The sequence below is a fragment of the Lysinibacillus sp. ZYM-1 genome, from assembly GCF_001308875.1.
Taxonomy (GTDB): domain Bacteria; phylum Bacillota; class Bacilli; order Bacillales_A; family Planococcaceae; genus Lysinibacillus.
Genome location: NZ_KQ465117.1, coordinates 61,514 through 74,829 on the forward strand (window position 1 = coordinate 61,514; position 13,316 = coordinate 74,829).

12 protein-coding genes are annotated in these 13,316 nt (G+C 37.6%); all 12 read left to right on the plus strand.

The window, feature by feature from the left end:
* Positions 1 to 554 precede the first annotated feature (554 nt).
* Positions 555 to 2,453 (plus strand): AraC family transcriptional regulator, encoded by a 1,899-nt coding sequence (locus AO843_RS11470; protein ID WP_054611240.1) that lies wholly within the window; start codon positions 555 to 557, stop codon positions 2,451 to 2,453.
* A 75-nt stretch (positions 2,454 to 2,528) separates the two neighbouring features.
* On the plus strand, positions 2,529 to 4,253 hold the full coding sequence (locus tag AO843_RS11475; protein WP_054611241.1) for an ABC transporter ATP-binding protein: 1,725 nt from the start codon (positions 2,529 to 2,531) through the stop codon (positions 4,251 to 4,253).
* Positions 4,254 to 4,294: 41 nt separating this feature from the next.
* Positions 4,295 to 5,089: an ABC transporter ATP-binding protein gene (locus AO843_RS11480; protein WP_054611242.1), complete on the plus strand. Its 795-nt coding sequence runs from the start codon at positions 4,295 to 4,297 to the stop codon at positions 5,087 to 5,089.
* 46 nt (positions 5,090 to 5,135) lie between these two features.
* A complete protein-coding gene (locus AO843_RS11485) occupies positions 5,136 to 6,188 on the plus strand; it encodes a FecCD family ABC transporter permease (protein ID WP_054611243.1) in 1,053 nt (350 codons plus the stop codon).
* Positions 6,185 to 7,219 carry a FecCD family ABC transporter permease gene (locus tag AO843_RS11490; protein ID WP_054611244.1) on the plus strand — a complete coding sequence of 345 codons (1,035 nt, stop codon included), beginning with the start codon at positions 6,185 to 6,187 and terminating at the stop codon, positions 7,217 to 7,219. The genes AO843_RS11485 and AO843_RS11490 overlap by 4 nt, the downstream gene beginning before the upstream one ends.
* A 58-nt stretch (positions 7,220 to 7,277) precedes the next feature.
* The gene (locus AO843_RS11495) at positions 7,278 to 8,327 is read left to right on the plus strand and encodes an NAD(P)/FAD-dependent oxidoreductase (protein ID WP_054611245.1); all 1,050 of its coding nucleotides are present in this window, start codon (positions 7,278 to 7,280) and stop codon (positions 8,325 to 8,327) included.
* Positions 8,328 to 8,508: 181 nt separating this feature from the next.
* The gene (gene rpmE / locus AO843_RS11500) at positions 8,509 to 8,712 is read left to right on the plus strand and encodes a 50S ribosomal protein L31 (protein ID WP_054611246.1); all 204 of its coding nucleotides are present in this window, start codon (positions 8,509 to 8,511) and stop codon (positions 8,710 to 8,712) included.
* A gap of 113 nt (positions 8,713 to 8,825) precedes the next feature.
* A complete protein-coding gene (locus AO843_RS11505) occupies positions 8,826 to 9,398 on the plus strand; it encodes a thymidine kinase (protein ID WP_054611247.1) in 573 nt (190 codons plus the stop codon).
* Positions 9,399 to 9,570: 172 nt separating this feature from the next.
* On the plus strand, positions 9,571 to 10,647 hold the full coding sequence (gene prfA, locus AO843_RS11510; RefSeq protein WP_054611248.1) for a peptide chain release factor 1: 1,077 nt from the start codon (positions 9,571 to 9,573) through the stop codon (positions 10,645 to 10,647).
* On the plus strand, positions 10,634 to 11,494 hold the full coding sequence (gene prmC / locus AO843_RS11515) for a peptide chain release factor N(5)-glutamine methyltransferase (RefSeq protein WP_054611249.1): 861 nt from the start codon (positions 10,634 to 10,636) through the stop codon (positions 11,492 to 11,494). Before prfA ends, prmC begins: the two co-directional genes overlap by 14 nt.
* A 44-nt stretch (positions 11,495 to 11,538) precedes the next feature.
* Positions 11,539 to 12,129 (plus strand): stage II sporulation protein R, encoded by a 591-nt coding sequence (locus AO843_RS11520; RefSeq protein WP_054611250.1) that lies wholly within the window; start codon positions 11,539 to 11,541, stop codon positions 12,127 to 12,129.
* Between the two features lie 101 nt (positions 12,130 to 12,230).
* Complete coding sequence (locus AO843_RS11525; protein ID WP_054611251.1) at positions 12,231 to 13,265, plus strand: L-threonylcarbamoyladenylate synthase; 1,035 nt, start codon at positions 12,231 to 12,233, stop codon at positions 13,263 to 13,265.
* Positions 13,266 to 13,316 lie beyond the last annotated feature (51 nt).

The following is a 13,316-nucleotide window of genomic DNA, read 5'->3' on the forward strand; positions in this document are numbered from 1 at the left end:
GTGGTATAGAAAGGTAAATTTACCTAATACTATTTTACTGAAAGGATGTAAGTATAAATAGAGCCATTTGGTAAAAACCCTACTATTTTACAAAAATGTATTGTATAATTTTGTTATAATACATAGGGAATGGTGATTATTAGTGAAATTTTGCACAAATTGCGGGGAGAAAAATATTGTATTGTACTAACTCTCTGCAATTATCTTCTCCTTTATTATTGATTCTGCAATAGGAGATTATTTAGGTTTTTTGTTATAAACTAAAAAGTTTGGCATGTTAGGTGTGCATTTGTAGATAACTTATTCGTCTAAGTCAGAAAAGAAGATAATATCTTTTCTCTACTAATCACAAAAATTCGAGTCTGCTGATCGTCAAGTAGATCATTTCAACCAAAATTTTTTTTAAAAAACAAATAATGGATTAATACCTGCTAGGCATGGGCTTAGCAGGTATTTTTATTTCTTTTGTTTTTTTCTTTAACAAAAGTTTATTGAAATTGATAATCATTATCAATATAATGGAATTAATAAATATCTTTTTGAAGGAGATCAGGATGAATTATGATGCCTATATGCTTCTTTGGCAAAATGCATACATTCAATTGAAGCATATCGATTACATTAATAAATCAGATATTCAAGTTTCAAAGGTATTAACTGATAGCTCATTTCTTATTGTAACAGCAGGCGAGGCGCAGATTATCATTGATGAACAGCCGTATCATGTGCAACGCTTCAGTATATTTCACATTGGTAAATCTCAATGTCTACAAATTACTGCACAATATAGTGTTAGCTATTTCCTCATTCGTTATGAAGGAGATGTCATGTATAAAGATGCCTTTATGCAGCATCTACAGATGCAATATCAACCATTTCAAACAAATTTCTCTTGTGTGCCTGCAAATCCGATAGCAATTCACAACATTCTTCAAGATATGTATAGCAAATGGTTGTCTGGCTCTATACAAGAGCATTTTTCAGTCAAAGCCTCTTTGTATGAGTTTATTTATCGTGTGTTTCAAGAATTAGCTAATGGGCAGGGTAGCCCACATGAACTGGATAAGGCAGAAGTAGCACGGTTACATATCAAACAACATCTTCAACAACCATTAACTATACAAACACTAGCAGACATGCTTCATATCAGTACACGGCATCTATTACGTATCTTTAAAGCCCGTTATGGGGTAGGACCACAAATTTATTTACAGCAATTAAGAATAGAGCAAGCACAACAATACTTGCTAGAAAATCAATATGGAATAAAAGAAATTGCCATTTCACTTGGTTTTGAAGATGAATACTATTTTAGTCGTGCCTTTAAAAAGGCAACGAATATGGCACCAAGTAGTTTTAGGCTGAAATATGCATCCCATATGTCCGAAATTGCCATTACAAATGAGAATCATTTTCAATACAATAAGAATCAGCTCGCGCAAGCAAAACGGTTTGAGAATGGAGAAAATGAGATCAAGATGCAAAAGAGGATTCACCATATAAAACTACCTTTTTTTTTAAGTCTTTTCATTTTACTAGCAGCATGCAATGAAAATACAAACACATCAAAAAGGGATGAACAAACTTCACCAGCTATCGAACAAACTAGAACTGTCATTGATGATAGTGGACGTGAAGTTGAGATTCCTATGAAGGCAGAGAGAATCGTAACTGATTGGTATCTTGGCCAAATTTTAGCATTAGATGTTGTACCAGTAGGAGGCGTAACGGCTAACCTTGATTATGCTGCATTTTTAAAGCAACACTACAAGGATGGAGAAATAACTAATATCGGTACTGATGGTAAGGTGTCATTAGAAAAAGTTCTGGAATTAAAACCAGATTTAATCATTACATGGAATCCAGAAGATGTAGGGAAATACGAAAAAATTGCACCGACAATTGTCTTTGCCGAAGATGCTCATCAAACAGCAGCTGAGGAAATTAAGGCGATGGGTAATTATTTAGGAAGACAAGAAGGGGCTGAAACATTTACAAAAGAATTTGAAGATCGTATAGCCAAAGCCAAGGAAAAAATTAGTGAGGTGATTCCAGACGGAGCAACATTTACTATTTTTGAAATGTTTGAAAAAAATGCAACAATTGTTGGAAATTCAAGCGTATCGGGTGGTAGAGCACTCTATCAAATTTTGGGCATGAAACCTCAAGAAAAGGTGCAGGGGTTATACGATACAAAGGAAGTAAGTGGTGGACGTTATGAGATTTCCTATGAGGTGGTAGGTGACTATGTAGGTGACTACAACTTCATGATTAACTTCTTTAACAAAGATGGGAAGTTACCAGCAACATGGACAAATTTAGATGTCGTTAAAAATAATCAAATAATAGAGCTATCTTCTGAATATTATTTTGCTTCTGATCCGCTTTCAGGCTTACATCAAGCTGAAGAACTAGCTGACAAAATAGTTGAATTTATGAAGGCTCAACAATAACTGTGAGCTATCTATATAAGCAGATAGCTTCAATAGTAGATATGAAGAATGATATTGCAATAGGAGGCTGCAACCATGTTATTACAGCGCTTTTTCTCATATTACAAACCTTATAAACGCTTATTTATTTTAGATTTTAGCTGCGCCATTTTAGTAGCATTAATCGAATTAGCGTTTCCGATTGTTTTAAATAAAGTAATTGACGATATTCTGCCAGATGGCGAAATGAAGTGGATTATTATGGCAAGTTTATTGCTGTTTGTCTTATATATTTTTAACTCTATTCTTCATTTTATCGTATCATACTGGGGACATATGCTAGGGATTAATATTGAAACGGATATGAGAAAGGAATCTTTTAGCCATGTACAAAAACTGTCCTTTAGATATTTTGATAATAATAAAACAGGACATCTTGTTTCCCGATTAACAAACGATTTAATGGATATCGGTGAGCTTGCCCATCATGGTCCAGAAGATATCTTTATTGCTGCAATGACAATTATAGGGACATTCGGTGTCATGTTCTATATTGATCCAACCTTTACAATACTTATTTTCCTGCTTGTACCTATCATCCTAGTTTTGACGATTATTTTCGGGAAATTAATGTCTAAGGCATTCCGTCAGATGTTTGGGGATATTGCTGATTTTAATGCTCGTGTTGAAAACAATGTCAGTGGTATTCGCGTTGTGCAGGCTTTTACAAATGAGGAACATGAGATTAAACGCTTTAAGGTAAACAATGAAAGATTCCGTATGACCAAACTGTTCTCTTATAAGGTCATGGCTTGGAATGAAGCAATTTCAGGTATTCTGACGAAGGTTTTATCATTATTTACATTATTTGTTGGAGCTTACTTTGTGCTAAATGGCCATCTATCAAATGGCGATTTTATCGCGTTTATTTTACTGTCAGGTATTCTGTTAGGTCCAATTAATAAAATTAATATGTTTATAGAAAGTTATCCGAAAGGTATGGCAGGATTTAGACGCTATATTGAATTCCTTGAAACAGAGCCTGAAATAGCAGATCGCCCTGAGGCCAAAGCCATCGATCAAGTTAATGGAGAAATTACATTCACGAATGTATCGTTTGGCTACTCAGATACGAATCGTGCCTTACATCAAATTAATTTAAAGGTTCGTTCTGGTGAAACAGTTGCCCTAGTGGGACCATCTGGTGCGGGGAAATCTACAATTTGCAGTTTGTTGCCTCGTTTTTATGATGTCAATGAAGGTTCCATTAAGATTGATGGTGTTGATATCCGTGATTTTAAATTGCAATCATTGCGCGCCCATATTGGTATTGTTCAACAAGATGTCTTTTTATTTGATGGCACCATTCGTGATAATATCGCTTACGGAAATTTAAATGCCAGTGAAGAAGATATTTGGTATGCAGCTCAGCGTGCACAGCTGACCGATGTCATCACAGCACTACCAGAGGGCATGGATACATTAATTGGTGAGCGTGGCGTGAAGTTATCAGGTGGCCAAAAACAAAGATTATCCATTGCACGTATTTTCTTAAAAAACCCAAAAATATTAATTCTAGATGAAGCAACATCCGCATTGGATACGGAAACAGAGCAAGCTATTCAACAAGCATTAAACGAACTTTCCATCGGACGTACAACATTGGTTATTGCCCATCGATTAGCTACGATTAAGGATGCAGACAGAATTGTTGTGGTATCGAAAAAAGGCATTATTGAAGAGGGAACACATGAGCAATTAATGGAACGAAAACATGCTTATTATGGTTTGTACACAGCTCAATTTGGTTTACAAATATAAGGTTGATAAAAAGCACTCTCAAAAATGAAAGGAAGTTAAACATGTCAGTACTTGAAATAGATCGTGTGGCGATTGGTTATTCCTCGACGCTCATTGTCAATGATTTAAGTGTGGAAATTCCAAAAGGACAAATTTCCACAATTATCGGTCCCAATGGTTGTGGCAAATCTACTTTATTAAAGGCGGTAGCTCGTGTACTACATACGCAAAGCGGGGCAGTCTATTTAGATGGCAAAGCAATCCATCAATTAAAGACCAAAGAAGTAGCCAAAAGAATGGCTATTTTACCTCAAACGGCAACAGCTCCAGGAGGATTAACTGTTTTTGAGTTGGTGTCATATGGTCGCTTTCCTCACCAAGTAGGGTTTGGAACATTGCGCAAAGAAGACTATGAGTATATCCATTGGGCTATTGATGTGACGGGATTAAGGGAATTTAGTGATCGACCAATTGAAGCATTGTCAGGTGGTCAACGCCAAAGGGTGTGGATAGCGATGGCATTGGCTCAAGGCACAGATATTTTAGTACTGGATGAACCAACCACGTATTTGGATTTAGCCCATCAGCTAGATATTTTATTGCTGCTACAAAAGTTAAATAAAGAAGAAGGTCGAACAATAATTATGGTATTGCATGATTTGAATCATGCATCACGATTCTCACACTTTATCATGGCCATGAGAGACGGAAATTTAATTGTGAATGGAAGTCCAGAAGAAGTGATGACAAAGGAAAATTTACAAAGCGTTTTCAATATTGATGCTGAAATGGCTGTTTGTCCATATAGTAAAAATCCAATCTGCCTATCATATCAGCTATACGACATGAAGAAATAACATCTAGCGAGTATGTTTATTGGGAAGTTTATAAGGAGGAAATAAAATGACTACATCGACAGGAGTAGGAGAGCTCAACGATATAGAGGAGCTACAGAAACGATCTCATCCGATCCGTGGAGTAGTAGCTTTAATTGTAGGAGTAATTGGATTAATTTTAGCCATTGGCTTATCGATTTCTTTTGGTGCAGCAGATATTTCATTGGGTACTGTTTGGACAGCAGTTACCCATTTTTCACCAGAATTAACAACGCATCAAATTATTCATGATATCCGCTTACCACGAGTACTTGGTGCAGCTTTAGTAGGAGCAAGCTTTGCAGTAGCAGGGGCGATTATGCAGGGAATGACACGTAACCCATTAGCAGACTCAGGATTATTAGGATTAAATTCTGGAGCGGCATTTATGTTGGCAGTGTGCTTTGCCTTTTTCCCAGGTTTGCCTTATATGTATTTAATTTTATGGTCCTTTGTAGGCGCAGGCCTTGGTGTTGCCATTGTTTATGGTATTGGATCACTGTCTAAAGGTGGCTTAACACCTATGCGGCTCGTTTTGGCTGGTGCAGCTGTTAGTGCATTGCTTGGAGCACTAGGAGAAGGAATTGCCCTTTATTATCGCATTGGTCAAGACCTAGCCTTTTGGTATGCAGGTGGTGTTTCAGGAACAAAGTGGAGTCATCTACAAATACTATCACCCTGGATACTTATTGCGATGATAGGAGCTCTTATTTTATCACGTTCAATCACTGTGCTGAGTTTAGGGGAAGAAATTGCTGTTGGACTCGGACAACGTACGGCTGTTGTAAAAGTATGGGGAATGATTATTGTGTTAATTTTAGCTGGTGCAGCAGTTTCTGTTGTGGGAGCAGTTGGTTTTGTAGGCTTAATAATCCCTCATTTAACGAGATACATAGTTGGTCATGATTATCGCTGGATTATCGCTTGTTCTTTGGTATATGGGGCATTGCTTGTTGTGTTAGCGGATTTAGTAGCACGTATTATTAACCCACCTTATGAAACGCCGATTGGTGCTTTAATTGCCTTTATTGGTGTTCCTTTCTTCCTATATTTAGCGCGTAAAGGAGGAAAAGAACTATGAGTAACAGCTATTTAACGCCAAGTCAGCAGAAGACAAGAAGGAAAAATTTTATCATTATTGCTACACTGCTTGTTTTAATCTTTATTACCTTTGTCATTAGTATGAATACTGGGGTAATTAAACTAACGCCAATGGAGGTTTTTCAGACTCTTTTTGGACAAGGGGATGCGCAACAACAATTAATTTTATTTGAATTTAGGCTTCCTAGAATCGTCATTGCTGTATTAGTAGGCATGGGCTTAGCTGTATCAGGAGCTATTTTACAAGGTGTTTCTAAGAATGCTTTAGCAGACCCAGGTATCTTAGGGATTAATGCGGGTGCTGGTCTTGCAGTCATGCTGTATATTTCATTTTTTCCAACTACGAAGGCAGCACCTGTCTATTTACTGCCTGTACTTGCCTTTGTGGGGGCAGGCTTAACAGCAGTTCTGATTTATTCCCTTTCTTATAAACGACATGAAGGTATTACGCCGATGCGTTTAATCTTAACAGGGGTAGCTGTAGCAGCAGGTATTAGCTCGGCAATGATTGTGCTAACACTACGTCTATCGCCTGAAAATTATCAATTTGTGGCAACATGGCTGGCAGGGAGCATTTGGGGTTCGAATTGGAGATTTGTTCTCTCATTGTTACCATGGTTAGTGATCTTGTTACCATTTGCGTATGCGAAATCGCGGGTACTAAACGTTTTGAATTTAGGCGAATTAACAGCTGTGGGGTTAGGTGCCTCGATTGAAAAAGAACGTCGTTGGCTATTGGCCGCTGCTGTTGGTCTAGCTGGCGCTAGTGTTTCTGTAAGTGGCGGCATTGGTTTCGTAGGGCTCATTGCACCACATTTGGCTCGACAGCTTGTTGGTGCAAAGCATCAATTTTTACTCCCTGCTGCAGCACTTTTAGGCGGTTTCCTAGTATTAATGGCTGATACAATAGGACGTTCTATCCTAGAGCCTTCAGAGATTCCAGCCGGGATTGTTGTAGCCGTTATAGGCGCTCCTTATTTCTTGTATTTATTGGCACGATTAAAGGAATAAATAATAAAGTCATCTCTGAGAATTATCGAATCAAAATGAAGGGAATGGAATCTGAAAAATGACACAAGAACTCTATGATGTAACGATTGTTGGCGGTGGTCCAGCAGGTCTCTATACAGCTTTTTACAGTGGAATGCGTGATTTAAAAACGAAAATTATCGAATACAGCTCTCAACTTGGCGGCCGTATGTTAATTTATCCCGAAAAAATGATTTGGGATGTGGGCGGAGTAACACCTATTTTAGGGGGACAGCTCATTAAACAACTTGTTGAACAAGCTCAAACATTCGATCCGACAATTGTCTTAAATCAAAAGGTGGAAAAATTAGAAAAACAACAGGACGGAACATTTATATTAACTTCCTCAACCGGAGAAAAGCATTATTCCAAAACAGTCATTTTAGCGGTTGGATATGGCGTTCTTTCGATGCAAAAACTTGAAATAGAAGGCGCAGACCGTTATGAAGTAACTAATTTACACTACACGGTACAGGAAGTGGAGATTTTCCGTCATAAACATGTCTTAATTTCAGGTGGCGGTAATTCAGCTGTCGATTGGGCAAATGAATTAGAACCAATTGCAGCGAGTGTTACAGTCGTTCATCGTCGGGAAGATTTTGGTGGCCATGAAAAAAATGTGTCACGAATGAAAGAATCCTCTGTTAGTGTAAAAACACCATATGAAGTAGTACAATTACATAGTGATGGCGATTTAATACAGTCTGTATCGATTGTGAATAAAGAGACAGATGCAATCGAGCGAATTGAGGTAGATGCTGTGATTGTGAACCATGGCTTAAAATGTGATTATGGTGCACTAGAAGAATGGGGATTAGATATACAAGATGGAGTGGCAATCGTCAATGAAAAAAGGGAAACGAATATAGAAGGTATCTATGGTGCAGGTGATTTTATTGACCATCCAAGTAAAGTAAGATTAATAGCAGGTGCCTTTACGGATGGCGTACTAGCATTAAATAGTGCAAAGTTATTTATAGAGCCGGACGCACCAAAAGTAGCGTATGTTTCGTCCCATAATATACGTTTCAAAGAACGAAATGAAAAAATAGGATTAGTAGACGATGATTATCGTGAAGTTCGTGGATAAAACGATGGATATTTCTCTTTTGATATTTTTTTCTTGAAAATAATAAATTGAATATGCTATACTTCGTAGGTATGCAACGTGTACATATATAGCTGATGGTTTCACTCATATTCGGGCTATGTAAGGTACAGTTCGATAATACTCTGTTCCAGATGGTTCAGGGCGAGAGGAGAAAACGAATATGAAACAAGGAATTCATCCAAACTACAAAGAAGCAACAGTAACTTGCTCTTGTGGGAATACTTTCAAAACTGGTTCAGTAAAAGAAAACATCGTTGTCGAGTTCTGCAACGAATGTCACCCATTCTATACTGGCCGTCAAAAATTCGCGTCTGCTGATGGTCGCGTGGATCGTTTCAACAAAAAATACGGTCTTAAAAACTAATGTTAGTTTAATACCTGCCAAGCATGTGCTTGGCAGGTATTTTTTTCAGATAATACACGTTGATGCAAGTCTTTTCAAAATCCAGATCGACAAAAAGAAAGGGAGAAGACAGTATGGCACAGCTATATTTTAAACATGGTGCAATGAATAGTGGAAAATCAATAGAGATTTTAAAAGTTGCCCATAATTATGAAGAACAGCAAAAGCCTGTAATGATGTTTACATCAGGTTTAGATACACGTGATGAGGTTGGTTTTGTTTCCAGTCGAGTAGGTTTACGACAGCAAGCCATTCCTGTTTATGAAGATACAAATATTCTTGAACTTGTTCAAAACAATGCCGTTAAACCATACTGTGTACTTGTGGATGAAGTTCAATTTTTAAAAAAAGCCCATGTGCTACAACTAGCTAATATTGTGGATGAATTAGATATTCCAGTAATGGGCTTTGGCTTGAAAAATGATTTTCAAAACGAACTATTTGAAGGCAGCCAATATATGCTTACATATGCCGATAAAATTGAAGAGATGAAAACCATTTGTTGGTTCTGCCATAAAAAAGCAACCATGAATTTACGAGTAGATGAAAATGGACAACCTGTGTATACGGGAGATCAAATTCAAATCGGTGGAAACGACTCTTATTATCCAGTGTGCCGTAAATGTCATGCTCACCCTTCGCTATAATGGAAGAACACAGTAGGAAGCGCTAAGAAAAAGTAGCGTATATGCGAAAAGTTTTTTATACTAAGTAGTGGACATAAACATTGTAAATAACCATTACGCTTTAGCGTATTTTTGATGAAAGTAGCTCTTGAATAGTGGGAGCATTTTAAGAAACTAAATAGAGGTGAAATCCATGTTTGATCGATTACAAGCAGTGGAGGATCGCTATGAAAGGCTAACAGAGCTTTTAAGCGATCCGGATATTGTTAATGACAGTAAGAAGTTACGTGAATATTCTAAGGAACAATCAGATATCCAGGAAACTGTGGAGACTTATCGTGAATATAAAAGTGTCAAAGAGCAATTAGTAGATACACGAGAAATGTTAGATAGTGAAAAAGATTCTGATATGCACGAAATGGTGAAGGAAGAATTTAACCTATTAAAAGAACAGCAGGAAGAGCTAGAAGAACGTTTACGTATTTTATTAATTCCCAAAGACCCTAACGATAATAAAAACGTTATTATGGAAATTCGTGGAGCAGCGGGTGGAGACGAGGCAAATATTTTTGCTGGCGATTTATTCAGAATGTACTCTCGTTATGCGGAAACACAAGGCTGGAAAATTGATATTATGGAAGCCACTCCAAACCCAATGGGGGGCTATAAAGAAGTTATCTTTATGATTAACGGTCAAGGTGCTTATTCAAAATTCAAATTTGAAAATGGCGCACACCGTGTACAACGTGTACCTGCTACAGAATCGCAAGGACGTATCCATACATCTACAGCAACAGTAGCATGTTTACCTGAGGTAGAAGAAGTAGACGTTGAAATTCATGAAAAAGATATTCGTGTAGATACATTCGCATCTTCTGGTGCGGGTGGTCAATCCGTTAATACAACAATGTCTGCGGTTCGTATGACCCATTTACCAACAGGTGTCGTTGTTTCCATGCAGGATGAGCGTTCACAAATTAAAAACCGTGAAAAAGCAATGAAAATTTTACGTGCTCGTGTTGCAGATATGTATATGCAAGAAGCGCAAAAAGAGATTGATGCTACACGTAAGTCTGCTGTAGGCTCTGGGGATCGCTCTGAGCGAATTCGCACATATAATTATCCACAAAACCGTGTAACGGACCACCGTATTGGATTAACGATTCAAAAGCTAGACCAAATCGTCGAAGGTAGATTGGACGAAATTATCGATACGCTTATTTTAGAAGAACAAGCATCGAAGTTAGAGCGTTTAAATGATGACCTATAAAAATGTGATGGAGGCCCTTGAGTGGGCTTCTTCTTTTTTGGTGGATAATGGTCGGGAGCAAACTGCAGCACGTATTGTTATGCAACATATACTTGGTACAAGTTATTCAGAGGTTATGCTACATTTACAGGATGAATTAACAGAGGAACAGCAAGTAAGATTTAAAGCCCTCATAGATGAGCATGCAAATGGCCGCCCAGTCCAGTATTGTGTGGGAAGTGAGGAATTTTACGGCCGTTCCTTTATTGTCGATGAGTCTGTATTAATTCCACGACCAGAAACAGAAGAACTGATCCAGGGCACAATCAATCGTATGAATAAACTATTTCAACATCAAACTTTGAAGTTAGCGGATATTGGTACTGGCAGTGGTGCCATTGCCATTTCAATGAAGCTGGAATGTCCGATGTTAACAGTCATAGCTACTGATTTATCCAAAGATGCATTTACGACAGCACAAAAAAATGCACAGCGATTAGAGGCAGATATTGATTTTAGATTGGGCGATTTAACAGCTCCACTTACAGGTGAGAAATTTGATATTGTTTTATCGAACCCTCCATATATCGCTTTTGATGAGGCACAAGCAATGTCAGATGTTGTACTAGAGCATGAACCGCATAGCGCGCTATTTGCGGAAGAAGATGGTCTTATTTTATATAGAAAATTAGCTGAGCAATTGCCAGCCTATATGAATAGACCAGCTTTGATTGGGCTAGAAATCGGTTATACACAAGGTGAAAAAGTAGCTAAGTTCTTTCAAGATAGTTTTCCACAGGCTACCATTTCGATAGAAAAAGATATTAATGGAAAACCTCGAATGATTTTTTGTGAGATTCATGTATAAAGTTTCTTTATCTTGCCAACAATGTTGAGCAAGGAGGGATTTATATGTTAAATGAATACAAGATTATTAGATTACCTAAACAAAATATCTTTCTGGCATTTGCTAGATTAGTATTAGTGGCCATTACTTTACAGCTATGTATTTTATATATTCCATCATTAGTAGGTCTTGCAAAAGAAGCTACTAATCAAGAACAAGAAAAGGATTTTCGAATTCGTGTAATTGCTAATAGTAATACAATACAAGATCAGCAAGAGAAAGAGCAGCTTGCTGAAGATTTAAAACCATACTTTATGCAAGTAGTAGCTACTGGAATTGCAGGGAATGAGCAAATCCTTACGTTAAAACAACAAATTGAAACAAAAATAAGTGAAAATTATCCACAGATGGATACACAGGTAGTAGTTGGGGATAACTTATTTCCACCGAAAAGACAAGGAGCAGTATTATATCCACAAAATGTGTATCAATCGATTGTTGTTAAAATTGGTGATGCGCGAGGGGATAACTGGTGGTGCAGTATATTCCCGTCCATTTGTGAGCCTGAAAAAGAAGAAGTGAAAGTAGAAGAGCCAGAAGAAAAAGAGCAAGTAACATTCTTTATTTGGGAATGGATTAAAGGACTTTTTGAATGAATTGTTCACAAATTCAGATAACTTATACACATTTTTTAATAAGTTATAAACAATATGTGGATAATTCAGTAAGAACCAATAATTGAAGGTAGGTTTTAATCATGGAAACCGTTTGCAAGGTTGTGGACAGTAATGTGAATAGTCAGATTAATTATACACAAGCTGTGGATATCTTAAATGCAGGAGAGGTAGTAGCATTTCCGACAGAAACGGTTTATGGACTAGGTGCAGTTGCAACAAATGATGTGGCAGTTAAGAAGATATTTGAAGCGAAAGGTCGTCCTTCAGATAACCCTTTGATTGTTCATGTTGGTACAAAAGAGGAAGTAACGATCTATATAGAACATATTTCTGATGTAGCAAAACAATGCATGGATTTATTTTGGCCAGGACCGTTAACGCTTGTGATGCCTGCAAAACCAAATGTATTGGCTCGAAGTGTAACGGCTGGATTATCGACTGTCGGCATCCGAATGCCAGACCATCCAGTAGCACTTACCTTATTGCAGCAGCTCGAAAAACCACTTGCCGCGCCAAGTGCTAATCGGAGCGGTAAACCGAGTCCAACAGAAGCTATCCATGTTTTAGATGATTTGGGAGGGTACATACCTTATATTTTGGATGGAGGATCTACAGGTATTGGGCTTGAGTCCACAGTATTGGATGTGACACATGAACCTCCAGTGATTTTACGTCCAGGTGGCATTACGAAGGAAATGCTTGAAGCTAAAATAGGTCCAGTTATTCAACCAACAAAAATAGAGCAGAAGCTAGAAACGACACCAAAGGCTCCAGGCATGAAATATACACATTATGCACCAAATGCGCCTGTATACTTAATCAATTGTCATGATGAGAAAGTAAGTGAAGCTGTTCAACAACTACAACAGCAAGGACATGTGGTAGCACTTCTTGCACCTGCAAATTTTCAACATATTAAAGCTGATTTTTACTTTTCAGTAGGTGAAGCGGGTAGTAAAGAAGAAATGGGTGCTGCGTTATACAATGCACTTAGAGCATGTGATAAAACAACAGCTACCGTTATTTTAGCAACGACAACTTCCACGGAAGGTGTGGGGGCAGCTATTATGAATAGACTTGAAAAAGCCTCTGGGGGTAAATGGTATTCATTGTAGATTAAATTAAGTGACAAAAGACATTGGAAAATTTACATGTCTTTTGTCCTT

What these genes read in the sequence shown, in the direction of transcription:
- AO843_RS11525 (WP_054611251.1), top strand. Translation starts at nt 12,231, where the DNA reads ATGGAAACCGTTTGCAAGGTTGTGGACAGTAATGTGAATAGTCAGATT.
- AO843_RS11490 (WP_054611244.1), top strand. Translation starts at nt 6,185, where the DNA reads ATGAGTAACAGCTATTTAACGCCAAGTCAGCAGAAGACAAGAAGGAAA.
- AO843_RS11495 (WP_054611245.1), top strand. Translation starts at nt 7,278, where the DNA reads ATGACACAAGAACTCTATGATGTAACGATTGTTGGCGGTGGTCCAGCA.
- AO843_RS11485 (WP_054611243.1), top strand. Translation starts at nt 5,136, where the DNA reads ATGACTACATCGACAGGAGTAGGAGAGCTCAACGATATAGAGGAGCTA.
- AO843_RS11505 (WP_054611247.1), top strand. Translation starts at nt 8,826, where the DNA reads ATGGCACAGCTATATTTTAAACATGGTGCAATGAATAGTGGAAAATCA.
- prfA (WP_054611248.1), top strand. Translation starts at nt 9,571, where the DNA reads ATGTTTGATCGATTACAAGCAGTGGAGGATCGCTATGAAAGGCTAACA.
- AO843_RS11475 (WP_054611241.1), top strand. Translation starts at nt 2,529, where the DNA reads ATGTTATTACAGCGCTTTTTCTCATATTACAAACCTTATAAACGCTTA.
- prmC (WP_054611249.1), top strand. Translation starts at nt 10,634, where the DNA reads ATGATGACCTATAAAAATGTGATGGAGGCCCTTGAGTGGGCTTCTTCT.
- AO843_RS11520 (WP_054611250.1), top strand. Translation starts at nt 11,539, where the DNA reads ATGTTAAATGAATACAAGATTATTAGATTACCTAAACAAAATATCTTT.
- AO843_RS11470 (WP_054611240.1), top strand. Translation starts at nt 555, where the DNA reads ATGAATTATGATGCCTATATGCTTCTTTGGCAAAATGCATACATTCAA.
- rpmE (WP_054611246.1), top strand. Translation starts at nt 8,509, where the DNA reads ATGAAACAAGGAATTCATCCAAACTACAAAGAAGCAACAGTAACTTGC.
- AO843_RS11480 (WP_054611242.1), top strand. Translation starts at nt 4,295, where the DNA reads ATGTCAGTACTTGAAATAGATCGTGTGGCGATTGGTTATTCCTCGACG.